This is a genomic window from Rhodoflexus caldus, assembly GCF_021206925.1.
Classification (GTDB): Bacteria; Bacteroidota; Bacteroidia; order Cytophagales; family Thermoflexibacteraceae; genus Rhodoflexus; species Rhodoflexus caldus.
This window is the reverse complement of the sequence record NZ_JAJPRF010000020.1, coordinates 1-20,245: the sequence shown is the minus strand read 5'-3', so window position 1 is coordinate 20,245 and position 20,245 is coordinate 1. Positions and strand designations below refer to the sequence as shown.

Genomic DNA, 20,245 nt, shown 5'->3' with positions numbered 1-20,245 from the left:
ACATTGATTATTTGGGTATGAACAGTTTTGTGCAGGACTTCAAAGTTGCTTGGAACAAACAAAATAGCGGGCTCAGCAGGCTGATTATTATCAATGTAGTGGTTTTTGTAGTACTGAATGTAGCCATGTGGACAGCGCAAATTTTTGATGTCGCGCCTCTGGCTCACTTTGTTCATGCGCTGTTTTACATCCCTGCGCCTATTGAGTACTTTATTATGCGCCCATGGACGATTGTTACTTATTTCTTTACTCATCAGAGTTTCTTCCACATCTTGTTCAACATGCTTATGCTGTATTGGTTCGGGATGCTTTCCGATGAGTTTTTGGGCAGCAAGCGCACCATTGCCATGTATGTATATGGCGGACTTGTGGGCGGTGTCTTGTATTTGTTAGTGTACAATACTGTTCCCTTTTTCTACAACAACATGCCTGCTGTTGGTATGATTGGCGCATCGGCAAGTGTTTACGCCATTATTACGGGTATTGCTACGCTGCTGCCCGAGTATAGCATACACTTGCTCCTGTTTGGTGCTGTCAGGCTGAAATACGTAGCTGCCATTACTATCTTTTTGTCGTTCATAGGTTCATCGGGTTCTAATGCGGGCGGTAATATTGCGCACTTGGGCGGCGCACTGATGGGTTATATTTTCATCAAACTTTTGCAGCGCGGAACGGATATTTCCGTGCCTCTGAATCGCTTACTTTGGATAGTTCCTAATTTTTGGCATCGCATAACCAAACCAAAATCAAAAATTAGAGTTTCTCATAAAGATGCTTCCCGTAACCAGCGAGGCAGCGGAACAGGTTCGCGAGCCGTGCCTTCGCAAGAAGAAATTGACCGCATACTCGATAAAATTTCCGAAACCGGTTACGAAAGCCTGACAACCGAAGAGAAACAAACGCTTTTTAAATACAGTGACAAAAAATAGTATTGCAATATTTTGGCATCGCCGCGACCTGCGTTTGGAAGACAATGCAGGTCTTTTTTATGCTTTGCAGTCGGGGTTGCCTGTGCTGCCGCTCTTCATATTTGACCGCCACATTCTGGATGCCTTAGACGACAGGCACGACAAGCGCGTGGTATTTATCCATCGGCATGTTTTGCGCCTTTCGGAACAGTTGCGGCAGATGGGCAGCAGCCTGTTGGTAAAATACGGCAAGCCCGAGGAGGTTTGGCCGGAAATTTTGCGGGAGTACGACGTAAAGGCCGTATTCACTAACCGCGACTACGAACCCTATGCCAAAGAACGCGACGGTAAAATAGCACAGATACTTTCTCGCGCAGGCATACCGTTTCACGACTACAAAGACCAGTGCATTTTTGACCGCGACGAAGTGGTAAAAGACGACGGTAGCCCCTATACTGTCTTTACGCCGTACAGCCGCAAGTGGAAAAAACTGCTCACCGATGCGCACACGGCGGCTTACGATACGGTTTCACTGTTCCACAATTTTCTCAAAACTAAGCCGTTGCTTGTCCCGACATTGGAAGATATGGGCTTTGTTTCGGTGGAGGCGGTTTTTCCTCCCATGGGTGTGCCTGATACCTTATTGCAGCAATACGGGGCTAAACGCGATTTCCCTGCCTTGCCGGGTACTTCTCGCCTCAGTGTGCATTTGCGGTTTGGTACGGTAAGTATTCGCGCACTGGCACGCCGCGGCCTTGCTTTGAGCGAGCCTTGGCTGAATGAACTCATCTGGCGCGACTTTTATATGATGATTCTGTATCATTTCCCTCATGTTGCTACCCGCGCTTTCAAGCCTGCTTATGACCATATCCAATGGCGCAATAACGAAAAAGAATTTGAAGCATGGTGCAACGGTAAAACCGGCTACCCAATTGTAGATGCCGGTATGCGCGAATTGAACGAAACAGGTTTTATGCACAACCGCGTGCGCATGATTACGGCAAGTTTCCTAACTAAGCACCTGCTCATAGATTGGCGCTGGGGGGAGGCTTATTTTGCCAAAAAATTGCTCGATTTTGACCTTTCGGCCAACAACGGCGGCTGGCAGTGGGCGGCAGGCAGCGGTTGCGATGCGGCGCCTTACTTCCGTGTATTTAATCCTGCGCTGCAAACCCAAAAATTTGACCCCGAATTGCGCTATGTACGCAAGTGGGTGCCTGAGTTTGGCAGCCTGAGCTACCAACCCATTGTGCAGCACGAGTTTGCCCGCAACCGCGCCTTAGAAACCTACAAAGCAGGACTGCGCGAGTAAATGGATGGGGTTAGGGCTGGGTATATCGTAAAGTTATTTGTACAGAGTCAGCTTAGACACCTATTGCCTATACGTGCGCAGAAGCCAATAGAAAGTAGAAGGGTTTAATTAGCATCTCTGTCCGCCTTGCCACAAATGCAATGTTAGCACTTGTTTTTATTCTTTTCGCATTATCACAATATACTCCTTGTTCATTGTTTCGTCTTTCTTTCCTGTTATGTTTGTCGGGCTATTTTTGCTCGGCATACGTTTGTTGGGAATGTTACGAATAATGGTTTCTATGTGGGAGAAACCTTGATTTTCAAAAAAGTCTTTGGTTATTTCGTCTGTGGGTAAAACTTTGCCTTTTACCTTTCTGTTTCCCACTACATAACAAGCATAACCACCTTTTTTGATTGTTTTGGCTACATTTTCAATAGACTTTTGGTAATCGTAATAAAACGAAGAAACCTCTTTGGCTCTTTTTTCGTCTAATGTTGCAATTTTTTCAAGGCTTTCTTTGAGTGTCAAACTGTCAAAATTACAAACTTCTTTTTGTCGTTTTCCGCCCATTAAGTTGTTATCTATTTGGTTGGCATTTTCTACGTCTAACCATTCGTTTGCAAGTCTTGAAAATTGTCCGTAGGCAACCGTTGTGCGACTATCTCCATAAGGCGGTGAAGTTATAACAATATCAACGCTTTCATTTTCAATATACTGTACTTCATTACTTGTGTTAAAATCATATACTTTTGAATTACCTTTGGGTTTTTGTTCTAAAAATGCTTTCAGTCCCTTATGGTTTCGGGCTAATTTACTTTGCATTAAACCAAACACATCAGGGTTAAACTTTTGCATTTGTTCGGCTGTCATTCGGAACAATTTAAACTCGCTATTGCGTGTAAAACTACTTTCTCTTACGGTTTCGCTAAATGCGACTTTGAAAAAATTACTTACGCTTTCATCTTCTATTTTATCAATAAAAGTTTTGATGATAGCCAATTTTTCTTGTACGCTCTTATCAAACCAAAAGTCAATATTATTGATTTGGGGAATAACTACACTTACCTTATTGTTGTAATTAAACATCAAGGAAAACATATAATCGTTAAAATCTTTGAGGTACAAGTCTAAAACTTGTAGATTTATTTTAGTTGTTTTTGTTTTGGCAATAAGCCTTGCCAAAGGGTTTAAATCTGTGCCAATGGCGTTGATTCCTTTCAAATTGGCTTCTACCAAACTCGTCCCTGTGCCACAATAAGGGTCAAAAAGCAAATGACTATCAGCTCCGTATTTTGTTAAAATACGTTCTGCAATTTGCGGTATCATCATAGCGGGGTAGTTGTGGTAACAATGCGTAAATTGCTTGGTATTTGCCCCAACGAAGTCCCACGAAAAATCTGTATATTTTTTCTCGGTTAGTATCATTTGTAAAGTGTTTTGAGGTCTGATACGATTTTTGAAAATTCGTTGATAGGTGATTTGAATTTTCCTGATTTGGTTAGATACACAAAATCAAAGAAATTCAACATTCCTATTTGTTGCGGTTGCGTAATTTCATCATAAAAATTAGTCGTGATGAAACCTACTCTAAAATCCGCCTTTACTTCAAAACTCAAACCGTATTTTTGTTTGATTTGCATACAGTCTTTTGATGTTGCAATGTCCATTAAAAGTTTCCATTTATAGGTTTGCCCTGCTCTTTCTCTCAAAGATGTTTTCATTGAGAAAATCAAAACGGGTGCTTTTTCTAATTTCTTGTTGTGATAAATCATTAAATCCACGTCTGGCTTTTGCACGTCATCACCTACTTGTATCGTGGCATAGTCTTCTATAAGTTTGTGTTTCTTTGGTTTTAGCGTGATAACTAAGTCCTTGTTTATCAAGTCTTCGTTTTGCAAATAAATCAAGGCATAAGCGACTAAACCTTGAAAACCATTTCCTGCAACTGCTTTTCTCGTTTGTGAGGCGTCATTTATTTCGCCACTTTTGATACGTTTTTGGATAGTTTTTTCAACTTCTACTGTTGAACTTTGCATAATTTCTGTAAGGAATGAAATAGCCTTTTCTGCTCCCACTTCCTTTACCTTTTTCTCAAAGTTCTTTTTGATAGGGGCGAAGTAGTAACGTCCTTCAACATCTTCAAATACTTTTTGGTTGGTTTCAAGCATATTGTTTGTTTGTCTTAAAATAGAAGTGCATACATCCCCGCCCGATGCTAACGCCGTTTCAGGCGCGACATGTAGAAGCCGTCAAAGCCAAATTCGGAAGGCATAACCGCCCGTTCTTCTTCCAGAGTAAAGTCTTTGCCCTCGGGTTCATCTAAGAACCATTCCACCTGTCGCAGGTTTTCCGATGGCAGAATGCTGCAAGTGGCATAAACCAGCGTGCCGCCGGGTTTGGTCATTTGGCTGTAGCGGCGCAAAATATCGCGCTGTATTTCCTGCACGCGTTCAATAAACTCTTCCGACAGTTTCCATTTGCTGTCGGGGTTGCGGCGGATAACGCCCGTTCCCGAACAAGGAGCATCTAAAAGCACCAAGTCGGCACTTTCGCGCAGGCGTTTGATGGTCTTGTTATTTTCAATCAGTCGTGTTTCTGCAATACTGATGCCGGCGCGGTTGGCACGTCGGCGTAGTTCGTCCAGTTTAAAACCCTCTACATCCATGCTGATAATGCTGCCCTTGTTTTGCATCAGGGCTGCCAAGTGCAGTGTTTTGCCTCCTGCACCCGCACAGGCATCTATCACCCGCATACCGGGCGCTACATGGGCGAAAGGTGCAACCAATTGCGACGAACCATCCTGAATTTCAAACAAACCCTGCTTGTAGAGCGGATTGCCGAATATGTTGAGTCGTTTTTTGAGAACCACTGCATCGGGCAGGTGCTCAACCGGAAAGGCTTCTACGTTGTGCTCTGCCAGCAAGCGAATCAGCGTGTCGCGGTCGGTTTTGAGCGTGTTGGTGCGCAGCACTACCTGTGTTTGTGTATTAAGCGCAGCGGCTTCTTTTGCCCAGCGTTCCGAGCCAAGTTCCTCACTTGCCAGTGTATCTAACCAGTCGGGGAAAGAGTACAGCAGTTTGGGTTCTTGTTGTGCCTGTTCAAAGCGTGCCGCAATTTGGGCAGAGCTGATGCGTTCAAATTTCGGCCAGTCGGGCAGCTCGAAACCGCGCCATGTCCAATAAACGCCAAAAAGTTGCCATAAGGCCTGATGTTTGAGTGAAGGCTCTGCATCGGCCAGATACCACAGCAGCCGCCAGTGGCGTACCATATCGTAGGTGGTTTCTGCAATAAAACCTCGGTCGCCGGAACCCCACTTGGGGTTAGAGCGGAGAACGCTTTCAATCACTTTATCGGCATAGCGGCCTTCGCCGAAGATAGCCAGCAGCCCTTCCACGACTGCTCCCACTAAGTTTTGGTGTAATTTCAATGGAGTAGAATTTTCAAAAAGTACTGCAAATCAAGCCCTTATTTCCAAATCTGCCAAATAGTCCAAGGCCTCTATGTATTGCAGGCGATTGAAAACCAGTGCTTTAATTCCGCGCAGCGGACGTTCTACGCCCATGTGTTCCAGTACGAAATCGTGCCAAATAATGTGTTCTACTTGGGGTTCAATTTTTACGCGGATTTGGGCGGTAGCCACGCCTGCGCCGTTGCGATGTACAAAAATGGCTGAACGTTTGTAATAGTTCTGATAAGGGGCAACAGGCTCGCCAAGTAAATGGTTGGATGGCGGCATAATCAGGTCTATCGGCAGCGGTTCAAACCGATAGTTTTTTAGCAGCTTTTCACTTGTCATAAACTGTTCCAGCAGCGAGCGTTCATCAATCCATATTTGGGCTGCTGCGGCTTCTCCCTCGCGAACGATACAGCCTGAAAATCTGATGGTATGTTTTTTGCCGTTGATGAGTTTGCGAAAACGCTTTTCGGCACCGGATTGTGGCCGTGTACCCAGAAGACTGTTTTCTATTCGTATATTTTCCAGTTCTTTTTCTATCGGATTGGATTTGTCGGGCAGGCAAACCAATATCAGGTGTGCAATGCCCGGCAGAAAGAGTCCTAAGCAGAACCATAGCCAAAATGAACGCCCGTGCGTATAAGCAAAGTAGCCGCAAATGAGCGGAATACTCAGCAGAAAAAGCACCCCCATTAAGGCGAAATCCAGCAACATGCAACAATGAAAACCCGAATCTGTCTTAATAAAAGCAAAATACTCTTTTTTTGTTTGATTTTCGGCGCAATAATTCTGCTTAGTCTGTGTTTGTATGCCCAGCGCGCCGGAAACTATGCTTTCAATACAACAACAAGCTCCTCGCTGCTGCCGATGGATATTGCCACAACTACGCTGGTGCACGGCCCCAATACACACCTGCGTTCAAGTGCGGTTTTTCCCATTGGTTTTGAGTTTTGGTTTATGGGGGTGCGCTATACCGATTTTTCCGTGAACAGTAACGGCGTTATCCGTTTAGGCAATCAGCCCATCATCAATACGGGCAATTCTTATGCAATTCCGGGCAATGCGCGAATTGTGCCTTTTGTAGGTACTGATTTCAACCCGCAAAATCAGGAGCAAGTAGGTTCTTTGCGCACATCGGCTACGGGCAGGGTGCATTTCAGGCGTGGTGGTACGGCTCCTAACCGATTCCTTGTTGTGGAAAGCCGCGATATGGCAGTCAATTACACCAGCCGCACGGCAGATGCTACTTTCCAGATTGTGATTTACGAAACAGCACCCGGTAATGCCACAGGTGGTCGCATAGAATTACGCTACGGGCAAGTTCAGTCTGCCGTAGAACTGAACAGCATTAATATCGGCATTGGCAGTGGCAATGAGCCTTCGCAGTTTATGGCAGTGAGCCTCAACCCCATTGCCGCCGCCGAAGGAGCCAATACAAGCAATCCGATTCGCCCCGGTATAGTTGCGCCTTTGCACAGTACTGCCGATGGACAGCGCCGACAGTTTACGTTTGATGCTCCCGTTCCCAACGGACAGGTAACGGCACTCACAGTAAATTGCCTTGGCAGCGATGCGGTTGAGTTGCAGTGGAAAAATCAAGCAACCAATGCGGTAGGCACAGCCCTGTACCGTTCTACCGATGGGACGAATTATGAATTTCTGACACAGGTAAACAATGCCGTTGCTTTTACAGACCGTTCAATTCAGGCGGGACAAACCTACTACTATCGCGCCTATGCCGTTACCGAAGGAAAACTGGCAGCGCTTCACCCAACGGGGCAGGCGGTATTTTCGCCGCAAAGCCCTCCCCCGCTGCGTTTGCCTGCTACCGTTACCGTCTGTCGCGGGCAATCTGTAACCTTAGATGCAGGCGCGGGCTATCCCGTTTATGAGTGGTCGGACGGTCAAACCGGACAGACACGCACGCTGCGCCCGACCGAATCACTCACGCTGCGGCTTACTGCCAAAGGCTGCGGAGAGGCACAAGCACAAGTGCAGGTGAATGTAGTTCCTGTGCCTGTTTTCCAAATCGGTGGCGACTCTACCATTTGCACGGGCGAAGCATCGGCACTGCTGGAAGCTCCCCGCGGTTTGGGGACTTATCGCTGGCAAAATGAGCGCGGGCAAGTGCTTGGTTCTGCCAATACCTTGCTTGTGCGCGAATTGGGTAAATATTTCCTGACAGTTACTACAACAGGGGGGTGTTCCTATCGCGACAGCATTGTGGTTACAAACTGCTGTCAGGCACAAATTGAAATTCCTACTGCGTTTACTCCTCACAGCACGCCTGCCAATAACCTGTTCCGCATTCGCCATGAGAACCTGCAAAGCATAGACATTCAGATTTATAACCGTTGGGGCAATTTGGTGTATCGCAGCAACGACCCCGAACAAGGCTGGGACGGCACTTTTGAGGGGAAACCTGCACAAGCAGGGGTTTATCAGGTGATTATTTTATACACAAGTTGCCGCGAGGGCTTCCCTTTTTCAGGGAAAATGGCAGAAGTGCTGCATTTGTTGGAATGAGTCTTAAAACAATCTGCCGCTTTTATCGTTATGGATTTATCTAAACTAATGCTGCAACTTCGCTATTGATTTCCACAAAGTTTCCACCTTTCAATCGCAGCATTTGAATATGAAAAAGACAGAGGAAAAACAAGAGTTATCGGAGTTCCTCAGCGTAGATGAGTTCGGAAGGCTAACAGGCGCTGACCACATCCTTCGGCAGCCGCCGCGTCGGAGAAAGTCTGTGACGGGCAACTGGTTAGTATTGTCTTTCTTTTTATTGGTTACGGCGGCAGTTTGTGGCGTTAGCTTATTGCTGAGCTTCCACGAATCGGAGTATATCACGTCCGAATGGGTGAGTTTCGGTCTGCTCTGCCTGACATTGATTTTGCCTCTTTTATTCTTTTTTGCCGTGTTGCGTAGTTTATTGCGGTAATTTTGCCTGTAAGCATTTGGGCAGAATAGCATATTCGCTTTTACCGCAAAGTGTGCAGCCAAGTACACAAAAGAAAGAATCGCCGGAAAAACACACGGCGTGCGTGGCGTACAACTCAGCGGTAAAAAATTTAAAGTACGATTGAAACTGCTCACTCGCTTACTGCTCAGTTATAAAATTTTGTTGCCGTGCCGAAGTCTCTCCCCCCCGAATTTATCCGAAAAGCAGAAGCCACGCCCTTGCAGGAAGCCATCAGCCGTATGTTAGAGGTTTACGGGCTTTCTGCGAAATACGAAGAAGTGCAAGTCATCCAAGCCCTTCGCCATATTTTGGAGGCTGCTTTCGGCAATCAACTCGGCGATATTTTCATTCGCAACAACCAAGTGTTTGTGAAATTACATTCTGCGCCTTTACGAAAAGAGCTGTCCATGTGGCGCGATGAACTGTTGCTGCGATTGAAAGAAAAAGAACCGAAAGCCGCCAACATTCGGGCAATTGTGTTAATTTAACATTCAAATCTTATGGGAATGTATGCGCGGTGAAAGCGCATTCATGCAGTTGTGTGTTTCAAAACCACTAATAGACAATGAACAAACATCACTATGTAATCATTATGGCGGGCGGTATCGGTACGCGCTTTTGGCCATTCAGTCGTGTGGAGCGACCCAAACAATTTCAAGACATATTGGGTATTGGCGAAACACTGCTTCAAACAACAGTGAAGCGTTTTAAGAAAATCTGCCCGACAGAAAATATCTACATTGTTACTAACCAAACCTATGGCGATTTGGTGCGGGAACAGTTGCCGCATTTCTCCGAAGAACAGATTTTATTGGAGCCCTTTATGCGCAATACAGCACCTTGTATTGCCTACGGCAGCTATAAAATCTCCATGAAAGACTCCAAAGCTGTCATTCTGGTAGCTCCCTCCGACCATGTGATGTTGTATCAGGATGCTTTTGAAAAGGCAGCACTTACAGCGCTTCATGCAGCACAGAAGAACAATGCCATCATAACGCTGGGTATTACTCCCACGCGCCCCGATACAGGCTACGGCTACATCAACATTGAAGAGAAATTGCTCGTGGAAGATGTGTATAAAGTACGCACCTTTACCGAAAAGCCTAATGAAGAACTTGCTCAGGCATTCTTGGACAGCGGAGATTATGTGTGGAACGCGGGTATTTTTATTTGGAATACCCAAACCATTATTAATGCCTTCCGCCAGCATTTACCTGAAATTCACGAGGTGTTCGAGGCTGTAATGCCAAAATTTTATACCGACGAAGAATCACAGGCTATTTATTGGGCATATGAGCGTTGTCGCAGCGTTTCCATTGATTACGGCATTATGGAGCATGCCGAAAATGTGTATGTGGTGCCTTGCAACTTAGGTTGGTCTGATTTGGGCACATGGAAATCGCTCTACGAATATTTGCCGCACGATGAAAACAAAAACGTGCTCAGTGGCAATATTCTCACCTACGAAACTTTTAACAGCCTGATAAAATCCTCTTCCAATCGGTTGATTGTAGTACAGGGGATGAACAACTACATCATCGTGGAGCATGACAACGTGTTGCTCATTTGCCACAAAGACCGAGAACAGCAGATTAAGTACATTTTGGATGATGTGCGCGACAGCAAAGGTGCAGAGTTTTTGTAAAAACCGATTGCTAAGGGCTGCTACTTCAGATAGCCTTTCAATTTCCGCATGGCGCTCTGGTTCTCGGCAGAGTGAATCATGGCACGGATGCCGTCCAATTCGCGGGCAGTAAGCCGCCAACTGAGGGGGGCTTTGCGAATATGGGCGAGTGTATCTGCAAGGTTGTTGTTTAAATAGTAGGGATTATACTCAAAATCAACGGTTTTTAAATCGTTTTTGAACCAGCCTTCGGCCAACTCAATGGCTACGTCGTTGCGGCCGTCTTGCAGGAAATACATGTTGCTGAGAAAATGCTCTATCGGAGAGAACAGCTTGAACAACAGCGAGCGGCTCTGATAGGGCTTAATTTCGCGCTCCTTGGGTGAATCGCGGATGCGGATGATAATCACACCGGAGGTATTTTTCGCAATCCACTCGCGAAATACATACAAAAACTGCACAGCATCGTTTACGCCGTAGTTATCGGAAAGGCCGGCATCCATTACCTCCATGGCCGGCTCGCTGGGCAACAATACATTGGGCATGATATAAGGAAAAGTTGCATTCATGCGGAGTGCTGTTGTCAGGCGCAGGCTGTCAGCCCGATGGTGTCGGAAGAATCGCAAAAACTCTATGCCTCTTGTGCGTGTGCGAATAGTTCGGCGTGCCAAAGGAGCGGCATTATTCATGTAGGAAATCGGCTGAGAGGCAAAGTACAGCCGCCGCCCGTCATTAATTACCGACGCAGCAATAATCATCATCGGAATTTGTGCGCGCTGTTCCGGTATGCGGTAGGCAGCCAAGGGTTTGTCTAACCAGCCTGCCATATCGGAGTTGAGTTTTTGCTCAAAAGCATAGCCTCTGTCTTTAAAATAGCGCAGAGAGTCTTTGTTGGTTTCCTGAAAAGGCAGGAAAAGGTCGCTTACAATCCATGAAAGCACTAACGGATTCAGTCGGTCTTTGGCTATTCTTTCCAAAAACTCATCGCTTTGCGTATGAGTAATTTCCCCCTCGGCTACTCTGCGGTATATTTCGCGGTAATAGGCCGCGCCAATCATGCCGCCCGAAGCGCCTGTCATAAGCATGGTTTGCTGCATAACCCGCCCCTGAAAGGTGCTGTCTAAGGCCTGTAAGCAGCGCAGTGTCCATGCGGCAGCCCGCTGTCCGCCACCGCTGGTGCAAATAAAAATCATTTTGGGAGGGCTGTTGTTGGGAAACTTCGCACGCCAATTGTTCAGAATATGCAAAGTGCTTGCTACATCTGCCGCATAATAAGCATCGTTGTTGAGCAACTCCAATCTTTTCAGGCTGTACTCTGCCTTTATGGTGTCATAATTCAGGCCGAACGCTCGGTGATAGGGATTTTTCCCGTTGTCCGTTGCCAATGCGCTGAACAGCAGCATACCGATAACGGTTACACCCCATGCCCATTTTTTGAGCCAATACGTTAATGCTCCGGCCAGCATAATCAGCAAAGCCAACAGCAATATTCCGCTTGCCGCAGCCGGAATTTGAAATGCAGGATTGTCCCTGAAAAGTCCTAATACCAAAAAGAGTGCGAAGAGGAACAACTCTATTACCAGCGCATTGAGCTGATTGCGGTCTAAGAACTTTGCCGATTCGTGCAATATGACAGGCGGCAGCCCGTGTAATGACCGCACTTTCAAAGGAAAATCCAGATAAGAATGTACCTCGTATTGCGTATCGCGCCCGCGAATATTGCGCACACGTTGCAAAGTCATGTAGCGTGTGATTTTTGTTTTGCGCAGCCGCTCATCTACTTTCCAGCCAAAACCGCTGAACAGCGGCTGCCCGGTCAGTCGGAAATAGATAAAATACAAAACAACAACCAATAACTGGCCGGCAAAGAAAAACAGCACATGCAGCAACATCTCCGACTGACCTATCAATTCGTATTCGGTTTGATAGCGTATGAAGGCAGGAACAAACAGCAGGTTGAAAATAAAAGGCAAAAGACCATTATTAAGGCAAAACAAAGCCATTGGTCGCGGCAGAAAATTCAGAAAAGTAAACTTGCCGATTGCGAAAATGTAGGCCGTGATGTGGAAGGACATAATAAATGTACCGATAGCCAACCCCATAATGAACATGGCAGCGGCACCTGCTTGCCCCATGTACTCCGGTGCAAGAAATAAGTAAGGGATACCCAAACCTTCCCCCCATTGACCGACCGTAACGCCCAGCAGCAACGCCCAAAGCGACAGCAACAACAGGTTGCGCCGCAACTGAAACAGCAGCAGTTGAACAGGAAATGAATATAAAATCGCTTTTAACATTGGCAACAAATGCGCAATTCTTGTACCTTTAAACCATATTTGAAAAGATACTCATTTAACCGAAATATATATGGGTTGTAGTAATTGTGGAACCGGAGGGTGTGGTTCACATGCAAAAAAAACCGATGGTACGGTGGCAGGTTGCCGAAATAATGGCACTTGCGGTACGTCAGGATGCAATAAACTGAATGTATTTGATTGGCTGAGCAACATGGATTTGCCTGCCTTTCAGCGCTTTGATATTATAGAAGTTCGGTTCAAAGGCGGAAGAAAAGATTTCTTTCGCAATCAGCAAGCCTTAGACCTCACTACCGGCGATGCGGTGGTAGTAGAGGCATCGGGTGGCGGCTACCATATTGGTTATATCAGCCTGCAAGGCGAATTAGTGCGCCTGCAAATGATGAAAAAAAAGGTAAAGGACAATGCGGAAATCAAACCCGTTATACGGATAGCTACTGCCAAAGACCTTGAAAAATTTGCCGATGTGCAAAACCGCGAAATGCCGACATTGTACCGCACTCGCGAAATCATCAAAGACATGAAGTTGGACATGAAACTGTCCGACGTTGAATTTCAGGCAGATAATACCAAAGCCACATTTTATTATTCGTCAGACGACCGGGTGGACTTTCGCGAGCTGATTAAAGTGCTGGCAAGTGAATTTCGCATACGGGTAGAAATGCGTCAAATCAGCCTGCGCCACGAAGCCAGCCGTTTGGGGGGCATAGGCGTATGCGGTCGCGAATTATGCTGCTCTACTTGGCTCACCGACTTCAAAAGCGTTTCTACCACAGCGGCACGATATCAGAACCTTTCACTGAACCCAAGTAAACTTTCCGGACAATGCGGCAGGCTGAAATGTTGCCTGAACTATGAGCTGGAAACCTATCTGGATGCACTCGTTGATATTCCCAAAGTAGATAAGCCGCTGCAAACGGTTCGCGGCGAGGCGCATCTGCAAAAAACCGATATTTTTAAGAAAATCATGTGGTTTAGCTACGATACCGAAAGCACATGGTATCCGTTGCCGGCAGAACGCGTGAAGCAGATTATAGACCTCAACAAACAAGGAGTGGTTGTAGAATCGCTTACACAGGACAAACCCGATGCGGCCTCCGGCGATAAAGTAGCTGACCCGGTAGTAGCCGACCAGTGGGTAGTGGACAGCGTAGATGAAGATGCTTTTGCCGCCAAAACACGCGGAAGCAACAAAAAGAAGCGCAAAAAACGCAAACCCGCGCGTCCTGCTGCCGAATCCGATACAACTGCGGCAACTCCCAAATCAGAAAACAGCACGCCCGTTGTTGCTAAAAATAGACCTCCGCGCCAGTCAAAACCCGACTTGTCGGCCAATAGCGAAAAAAAGCCGCCGATAGCTCAGGAAGAGCAACCGCAGAAGCCGCGCCTGCCACATCATCGCAAACCTAATCATAAGAATCGTCGTCCTCCTTTCAATAAAGACGGTGGCAAAGACAAAAAAGAGTGATGCGAATTTTCAGGCATCCGTGGGTTGCTGTTGGCATGTTAATGCTGGCCTATGTCTGTTCGTTCATGGACAGATACGTGCTCAACCTACTGGTAGAACCGGTCAAGCGCGATTTGGGCCTGAGCGATACCGCCATCGGTTTATTGCTCGGTGCAAGTTTTGCGCTGTTTTATGCTACCTTGGGTGTGCCTGCCGGCTATTTGGCAGACCGCACCAATCGCAAAAATCTCATTGCGGCAGGTATTACGCTGTGGAGTTTGATGACTGCTTTGGGTGGCGTAGCTCAAAACTATTGGCAACTTTTTATGGCGCGCATGGGGGTTGGTGTCGGTGAGGCAACCCTCTCGCCTGCTGCCTATTCGCTTATTGCGGACTGGTTTCCCAAAGAACGTTTGGCTTCGGCACTCAGCGTCTATTCTGTAGGAATTTACATAGGTTCCGGTATGGCATATCTGGCAGGCGGAAAAATCCTTGATTGGGTAAAAGATATGCCCCCTTTAAACTTGCCTTGGGGCGGACAGATTTTTAATTGGCAGTTAGTACTGATTGCAGTAGGCTTGCCCGGCTTGCTGATTGCGGTAGGAGTGGCTCTTTTGGCAGAACCGCCCAGAAAATACGCCATGCCGCCGCAGTCCAAAATACCGCTACTGCATCTGTTTGTTTCTTTATTCCAACTGCTGAAATCACAGGTTGTATTTCGTCGGTTATGTGTGGCATCATCTTTCTTTACCGTCGTCAGCTATGCCTTCTCTTCTTGGGCTCCGGCAACCATGATGCGTGTATGGCACGCTGATTTAAAAACCACCAGCATTTTTATGGGTTTGTTGATGATGTTGGGAGCGCCTGCCGGTGTTCTTTTGGGTGGCTATATGGCCGATAACGGCAAAAATGCAGGGCAAAACAAAACCAAAATACTCATATTTATTATTACCGCCGCTGCACTCATTCCCGTTATGTTGGCATTGCCTTTTCTGAAAACAACTTGGCAAGGCATGGCGGCTTTCATACCTGCGGTTTTGTTGCTGAGCGCGCCTGTGGGTGTTACGGCCGCATTTGTACAACATTTGGTGCCTGCGGAGTCGCGCGGGCTGGCCTCCGCTTCACTCTTGCTTTGTCAAAATTTGTTAGGTTTAGGCTTAGGCCCCACGTTAGTTGCACTCCTAACCGATTATTATTTTGGCAAACCCGATGCAATTGCTCAATCGCTGAGTATAGTGAGCATTGCCATGCTTCTTGTTTCTCTGACAATATTCACCGGCATTGCATTCTCTAATGCAAAGCATGAAAAGCAGTAAAACAAATTTTTTCGAACGATAGGGTCGCCGCAGGTGCTTTTCAGTTCCAGATAACAAAGAATTTCAGCACGCCGAAGCCGATACCCAACAGCGCCAGCAACCCTGTCAGCCATTTGTTAGCGCCTAATGCTATGCCTGTTGCGGCCGCCACTATGCCCGAAAGTATCAGACAAACAGCTGAAAAGTAGTACAGGCTCATGGTTTTCAACAACGTTTGAACCACCTGTGCAATAATCAGAACGGCAACGGCAACAAAAGCAACTTTTGCCATTGGAGTATGGGTGTGGTTGTTATTCATAGCTTTCCGATTCGTTAGGGAAATTACGACTTTTGACATCTTCAATATATTGGCTGAAAGCCTGTGTCATAATACCGTGCAGGTCTGCATAACGGCGCAAAAAACGCGGACGAAATTCGTTGGTAATACCCAGCATATCGTGCACAACCAGCACCTGACCGTCCACATGCCCTCCCGCACCGATACCAATAACCGGAATTTTTACGGTTTCCGCTAATTTTTTGCCCAGCGAAGCCGGAATTTTTTCTACTACTAATCCAAAGCAACCGCACTGTTCCAACATTTGCGCATCTTCCAGCAGTTTTTGAGCTTCGGCTTCCTCCTTGGCGCGCACCGTGTACGTTCCGAATTTGTAGATAGACTGCGGCGTAAGCCCCAAATGCCCCATCACGGGGATACCGGCACTTAACACACGTTCTATGGATTCCTTAATTTCCGCACCACCCTCCATCTTAACGGCGTGTGCGCCCGACTCCTTCATGATGCGAATGGCAGATGCCAACGCCAGCCGCGAATTGCCCTGATACGTTCCAAAAGGCATATCCACCACCACAAAAGCACGTTTGACGGCGCGAATAACCGATGTTGCATGATAAATCATTTCTTCAAGGCTCATGGGCAGCGTGGTTTCATGCCCCGCCATCACGTTGGAAGCCGAATCACCCACCAGAATCACGTCAATTCCCGAACTATCCACAATTTTTGCCATTGAATAATCGTAGGCTGTCAGCATGGCGATTTTTTCACCGCGCTGCTTCATTTCTATCAGCCGATGTGTGGTAACGCGCTTTAGTTCGCTGCTTTTATGTACGGACATGCGTTTACGGATTTTTTTGATGAAAATTAGCTTGTACGGACAAAATTGTTGTTTTTGTCTTAGATATCCATTGTTGTGCTTTCGCTATTTTCTTCATTTGCGGCAGGAGTTTTTGCTTCCTGCTTGCGCAGTGTGATAATCAGTACCCCCGTGAGCACAAACAGCGTCCCAATCATTTGCCAGAAAGAAAAGGGTTCGCCCAGCAGCACATGTGCCAGAAAAATGGTAGCAATAGGGCCGATACTACCCACAATAGCCGCATTGGCAGCCCCAATCAGGCGGATTCCTTCCGAGGTCATCACCGCGGGCGCAACCGTTGCCACAATAGCCATCCAGATGTTCAGTTCATAAACAGCCGCATCAAACCGCCACAAACTGCCCGGATTTTTGATAAAATATTGAATCAAAATCGGGACGGTGGCAAAAAGCATGATGTACGAAATATAAACCACCGAACCGATGCGCGGAATCAGCCTGCCGCTGACAATCAAGTAGATAGAATAAGTAAATGCTGCCAAAAAAATCAGCCCTGCCCCTGCCCAGAAGTAACTGCCCGTTGCCGAGAAGTCGGTAGTCAGTGCAATGGCAATACCCGCGTAGGTGAGTACCAGCGCATAATAATGCTGTTTGAGAATAGGTTTTTTGAACCAAAGTGCCGAAAGCACAACCACAATCGTCGGGTAAACAAACAAAATGAGCCGTTCCAAACCTGCACTCACATATTGCAAGCCCCAGAAATCAAACAGGCTGGACAGGTAGTAGCCGATAAAGGCCATCAGCGGAATCAGGATTTTATCCTTTGTGCTGAAACTGCTGAATGGCACGCGGCGATAGTTGTAAATAATCACACCGACAAAAAACGGCATAGCAAACAACATCCTCAGGCTAAGCAGCGACGAGGTGTCCACCTCATAGCGATACATCAACTTGGCAATAATTGCCTTAGACGCAAAGCCCACGGCGCCGGTCATAATCAACAGTGCCCCCCAAATTTGCCGCCAGTCAAATTTTTGTGCTACGGCTTGTATTTTATATGACATGATATTCCCAAAGTAAACAAGTGAATAAATTGAAACGCATAGATTGCTACACAGATTTTAGCGGATTTCACGGATAAACGCCGATTTTGCGTCGATTTCTGCGCAAATCCGAAATCCGCATTTCCAAATCCGCCTTTTTAGTCCGCTATAGAGCGCACCATTGTGCCGTTTGCCAATAAATAAAAAGCCATCCCGAAAAATTTCAGGATGACTTTTAGCAACTACATAACAATTGATATTCAAATTAGTAACGGTAGTATTCAGGCTTGAATGGGCCTTGAACGTCCACACCAATATATTCGGCTTGTTCCGGAGAAAGTACATCCAACTCCACACCGATTTTCTCTAAGTGCAGGCGTGCCACCATTTCATCCAGATGCTTAGGCAGTGTATAAACCTTCTTCTCGTACTTGTCGTTGTTTGTCCACAGTTCTATTTGTGCCAGCACTTGATTTGTGAACGAGTTGGACATTACAAAAGAAGGGTGTCCGGTTGCGCAGCCCAAGTTCACCAAACGACCTTCGGCAAGTATAATTACATCTTTACCGTCAATATTATACAAATCAACCTGAGGCTTAATTTCAGTGCGCGTATGTCCGTAGTTTTTATTGAGCCAAGCCATGTCAATTTCTGTATCAAAGTGCCCAATGTTACAGATAATAGCTTTGTCTTTGGCCGCACGGAAATGCTCTTCGCGTACAATGCCTACATTGCCCGTAGCAGTAACCACAATATCGGCTTCTTTAATGGCATCAGCCATGCGTTTTACTGCGTAGCCGTCCATAGCAGCCTGCAAGGCACAAATTGGGTCAATTTCCGTTACGATAACACGCGCACCAGCTCCGCGCAGAGAAGCAGCAGAACCTTTGCCCACATCACCGTAGCCGGCCACAACCGCCACCTTGCCTGCAATCATGATATCCGTAGCGCGACGGATAGCATCCACGCAAGATTCCTTGCAACCGTATTTATTATCAAACTTAGACTTAGTAACGGAGTCATTTACGTTAATGGCAGGCAGCGGCAAAGTGCCTTTTTTCATGCGCTCATACAAACGATGAACCCCCGTAGTAGTTTCTTCCGAAATACCTTTAATGCCTGCTACCAACTCCGGATAGCGGTCGAGCACCATATTGGTCAAATCTCCGCCATCATCCAGAATCATGTTCAAAGGCTTGCGCTCAGGGCCAAAGAATAATGTTTGCTCAATGCACCAGTCAAATTCTTCTTCCGTTTGCCCCTTCCAAGCATAAACCGGAATACCTGCCGCTGCAATTGCCGCTGCTGCATGGTCTTGTGTGGAGAAAATATTGCATGAAGACCATGTTACTTCTGCGCCCAGCGCCACCAGTGTTTCAATCAGCACAGCAGTCTGAATAGTCATGTGTAAACAGCCTGCAATACGGGCACCTGCCAATGGCTTACTTTCACCATATAACTTGCGAAGTGCCATCAAACCCGGCATTTCAGCTTCTGCCAAGCGAATCTCTTTGCGGCCCCATTCTGCCAGCTTAATGTCCTTTACCTTATAAGGCAAATAAGTGGTTTCTACCATGTTTTGAAAGAATAACATTATTTGAAACGCAAAGATAATATAACGCTTGCGTAAATAATCCACATAGAGGCACTTTCATCATTGATAATCAGTTATATTAACATCTGACAACTTTACCCTGTTCGCCAAGTACAATCTTCCTTGTAACTTGCGTCGCAAAAGCAATAACTCTTGCCCTTGGAATGAAAATTTTTGTAAATAATGCACTTTTCAATCTGATAAAGCCCGGTGAGGCTATGCCGGAAGGAGTAACATTACCTATCAACAGTGCCGATGAGATTATACGCCTTTATGAGCAGGTAACCAATGCCCATATACATAAAAGCGTTCAGTACAATTTTTTGCCCGATGATTACCAAAAAGTTAAAGACCAGATTAAAGCACATTTTCAAATTATTTATGCTGCCGGTGGTTTGGTAACAAAAGGAAGTCAGATACTTTTCATCAAGCGATTAGGGAAGTGGGATTTACCAAAAGGGAAAATAGACAAAGGAGAAGACAAAAAAACTGCCGCAGTGCGCGAAGTGTGGGAAGAGTGCGGTATTAAAGCAAAGTTGATACGCAAAATAGGAAGCGTATGGCATACCTACACGCAGAATAAAATTAATACATTAAAGAAAACCACATGGTATGAGATGCAGTGTTTAGACGACACTCAGATGAGGCCTCAAACAGAAGAAGACATCACCAAAGTAAAGTGGGCAGGTGTTGAAGAAAGAGCAAAAATGCTTTCCAATACCTATGCTTCTATCATATACGTCGTAGATAAATGGGCAAATTCATCGGTTGTAGAAAATAAGTCGCCTGATAATCAGTGAATAATAAAAAAGTTTGAAAAAATATTGCACTACCTATTGCACAAAACAAAATGTATTACCACTTTTGCACCCCGATTCAGGGACAAGTTCTTTAAAACACGGTTCGCAAAAGAGAGGTAACAAAAAACAAAGAGCGCAAACTCTTGTTACTTTCCCAAATTCATTTTACTTTTGCCCTCCGTTTTGTGGGGGGGAGTGAGTGGCAGGCGAAAAAAAATTTTCCAACCAAATGTTGGATAAATGAAAGAGGTTATCTAACTTTGCAGCCCCAAAATGGTGGAGGTTATTAGGGGTACAAAGCTAATCGGAAGGATTAGCGGAGAGTTCATTGACAGGATGGCATACAGAATGAAGTACTGGAAGAGGTAGTCATTCGGGTAAGTTTGTTTTAGAGCGT

The 20,245-nt window shown here is 46.1% G+C and carries 18 protein-coding genes; 9 read left to right on the top strand and 9 right to left on the bottom strand.

The window, feature by feature from the left end; translation table 11 throughout:
* Positions 1-17 precede the first annotated feature (17 nt).
* Both NDK19_RS15480 and NDK19_RS15475 read left to right on the top strand, forming a co-directional pair.
* Entirely contained in the window at positions 18-929 is a 912-nt protein-coding gene (locus NDK19_RS15480; RefSeq protein ID WP_250632812.1) for a rhomboid family protein, read from the top strand.
* Complete coding sequence (locus NDK19_RS15475) at positions 916-2,220, top strand: cryptochrome/photolyase family protein (RefSeq protein ID WP_250632811.1); 1,305 nt, start codon at positions 916-918, stop codon at positions 2,218-2,220. Before NDK19_RS15480 ends, NDK19_RS15475 begins: the two co-directional genes overlap by 14 nt.
* A gap of 156 nt (positions 2,221-2,376) precedes the next feature.
* Here NDK19_RS15475 and NDK19_RS15470 read toward each other — a convergent pair whose 3' ends face one another.
* The 4 genes from NDK19_RS15470 to NDK19_RS15455 are packed head-to-tail and all read right to left on the bottom strand — an operon-like array spanning position 2,377 to position 6,370.
* Positions 2,377-3,627, bottom strand: coding sequence for a TRM11 family methyltransferase (locus tag NDK19_RS15470; protein WP_250632810.1), 1,251 nt, complete (start codon positions 3,625-3,627; stop codon positions 2,377-2,379).
* Positions 3,624-4,370 (bottom strand): BsaWI family type II restriction enzyme, encoded by a 747-nt coding sequence (locus tag NDK19_RS15465; RefSeq protein ID WP_250632809.1) that lies wholly within the window; start codon positions 4,368-4,370, stop codon positions 3,624-3,626. The genes NDK19_RS15470 and NDK19_RS15465 overlap by 4 nt, the downstream gene beginning before the upstream one ends.
* Positions 4,371-4,417: 47 nt before the next feature.
* Positions 4,418-5,629 carry an RsmB/NOP family class I SAM-dependent RNA methyltransferase gene (locus tag NDK19_RS15460; protein WP_250632808.1) on the bottom strand — a complete coding sequence of 404 codons (1,212 nt, stop codon included), beginning with the start codon at positions 5,627-5,629 and terminating at the stop codon, positions 4,418-4,420.
* Positions 5,630-5,659: 30 nt separating this feature from the next.
* Complete coding sequence (locus NDK19_RS15455) at positions 5,660-6,370, bottom strand: hypothetical protein (protein WP_250632807.1); 711 nt, start codon at positions 6,368-6,370, stop codon at positions 5,660-5,662.
* 54 nt (positions 6,371-6,424) lie between these two features.
* Here NDK19_RS15455 and NDK19_RS15450 point away from each other — a divergent pair, with 54 nt between their 5' ends.
* The 4 genes from NDK19_RS15450 to NDK19_RS15435 all read left to right on the top strand — a co-directional run bounded on the left by NDK19_RS15450 (position 6,425) and on the right by NDK19_RS15435 (position 10,263).
* Positions 6,425-8,182, top strand: a complete 1,758-nt coding sequence (locus tag NDK19_RS15450) for a T9SS type B sorting domain-containing protein (protein WP_250632806.1) — start codon at positions 6,425-6,427, stop codon at positions 8,180-8,182.
* Positions 8,183-8,291: 109 nt separating this feature from the next.
* A complete protein-coding gene (locus tag NDK19_RS15445; protein WP_250632805.1) occupies positions 8,292-8,597 on the top strand; it encodes a hypothetical protein in 306 nt (101 codons plus the stop codon).
* Between the two features lie 188 nt (positions 8,598-8,785).
* Positions 8,786-9,106, top strand: coding sequence for a hypothetical protein (locus NDK19_RS15440; RefSeq protein ID WP_250632804.1), 321 nt, complete (start codon positions 8,786-8,788; stop codon positions 9,104-9,106).
* Positions 9,107-9,183: 77 nt separating this feature from the next.
* Positions 9,184-10,263 carry a mannose-1-phosphate guanylyltransferase gene (locus NDK19_RS15435; RefSeq protein WP_250632803.1) on the top strand — a complete coding sequence of 360 codons (1,080 nt, stop codon included), beginning with the start codon at positions 9,184-9,186 and terminating at the stop codon, positions 10,261-10,263.
* Between the two features lie 20 nt (positions 10,264-10,283).
* Here the strand turns inward: NDK19_RS15435 and NDK19_RS15430 are convergent, their stop codons facing one another.
* Positions 10,284-12,539, bottom strand: coding sequence for a patatin-like phospholipase family protein (locus NDK19_RS15430; RefSeq protein WP_250632802.1), 2,256 nt, complete (start codon positions 12,537-12,539; stop codon positions 10,284-10,286).
* A gap of 133 nt (positions 12,540-12,672) precedes the next feature.
* Between NDK19_RS15430 and NDK19_RS15425 the strand changes: the two genes are divergently transcribed.
* Positions 12,673-14,025: a PSP1 domain-containing protein gene (locus NDK19_RS15425; RefSeq protein WP_317207178.1), complete on the top strand. Its 1,353-nt coding sequence runs from the start codon at positions 12,673-12,675 to the stop codon at positions 14,023-14,025.
* On the top strand, positions 14,025-15,320 hold the full coding sequence (locus NDK19_RS15420) for a spinster family MFS transporter (RefSeq protein WP_250632800.1): 1,296 nt from the start codon (positions 14,025-14,027) through the stop codon (positions 15,318-15,320). Before NDK19_RS15425 ends, NDK19_RS15420 begins: the two co-directional genes overlap by 1 nt.
* 40 nt (positions 15,321-15,360) lie before the next feature.
* Here NDK19_RS15420 and NDK19_RS15415 read toward each other — a convergent pair whose 3' ends face one another.
* The 4 genes from NDK19_RS15415 to ahcY form a co-directional block, all read right to left on the bottom strand.
* The gene (locus NDK19_RS15415) at positions 15,361-15,591 is read right to left on the bottom strand and encodes a hypothetical protein (RefSeq protein ID WP_250632799.1); all 231 of its coding nucleotides are present in this window, start codon (positions 15,589-15,591) and stop codon (positions 15,361-15,363) included.
* A 19-nt stretch (positions 15,592-15,610) separates the two neighbouring features.
* Entirely contained in the window at positions 15,611-16,435 is an 825-nt protein-coding gene (panB, locus tag NDK19_RS15410; RefSeq protein WP_250632798.1) for a 3-methyl-2-oxobutanoate hydroxymethyltransferase, read from the bottom strand.
* 59 nt (positions 16,436-16,494) lie between these two features.
* The gene (locus tag NDK19_RS15405) at positions 16,495-17,475 is read right to left on the bottom strand and encodes a DMT family transporter (protein ID WP_250632797.1); all 981 of its coding nucleotides are present in this window, start codon (positions 17,473-17,475) and stop codon (positions 16,495-16,497) included.
* Between the two features lie 244 nt (positions 17,476-17,719).
* Positions 17,720-19,048 carry an adenosylhomocysteinase gene (ahcY, locus tag NDK19_RS15400; protein WP_394801690.1) on the bottom strand — a complete coding sequence of 443 codons (1,329 nt, stop codon included), beginning with the start codon at positions 19,046-19,048 and terminating at the stop codon, positions 17,720-17,722.
* Positions 19,049-19,212: 164 nt separating this feature from the next.
* Here ahcY and NDK19_RS15395 point away from each other — a divergent pair, with 164 nt between their 5' ends.
* Positions 19,213-19,848 (top strand): NUDIX hydrolase, encoded by a 636-nt coding sequence (locus NDK19_RS15395; protein WP_250632796.1) that lies wholly within the window; start codon positions 19,213-19,215, stop codon positions 19,846-19,848.
* The last annotated feature ends 397 nt before the right edge of the window (positions 19,849-20,245 follow it).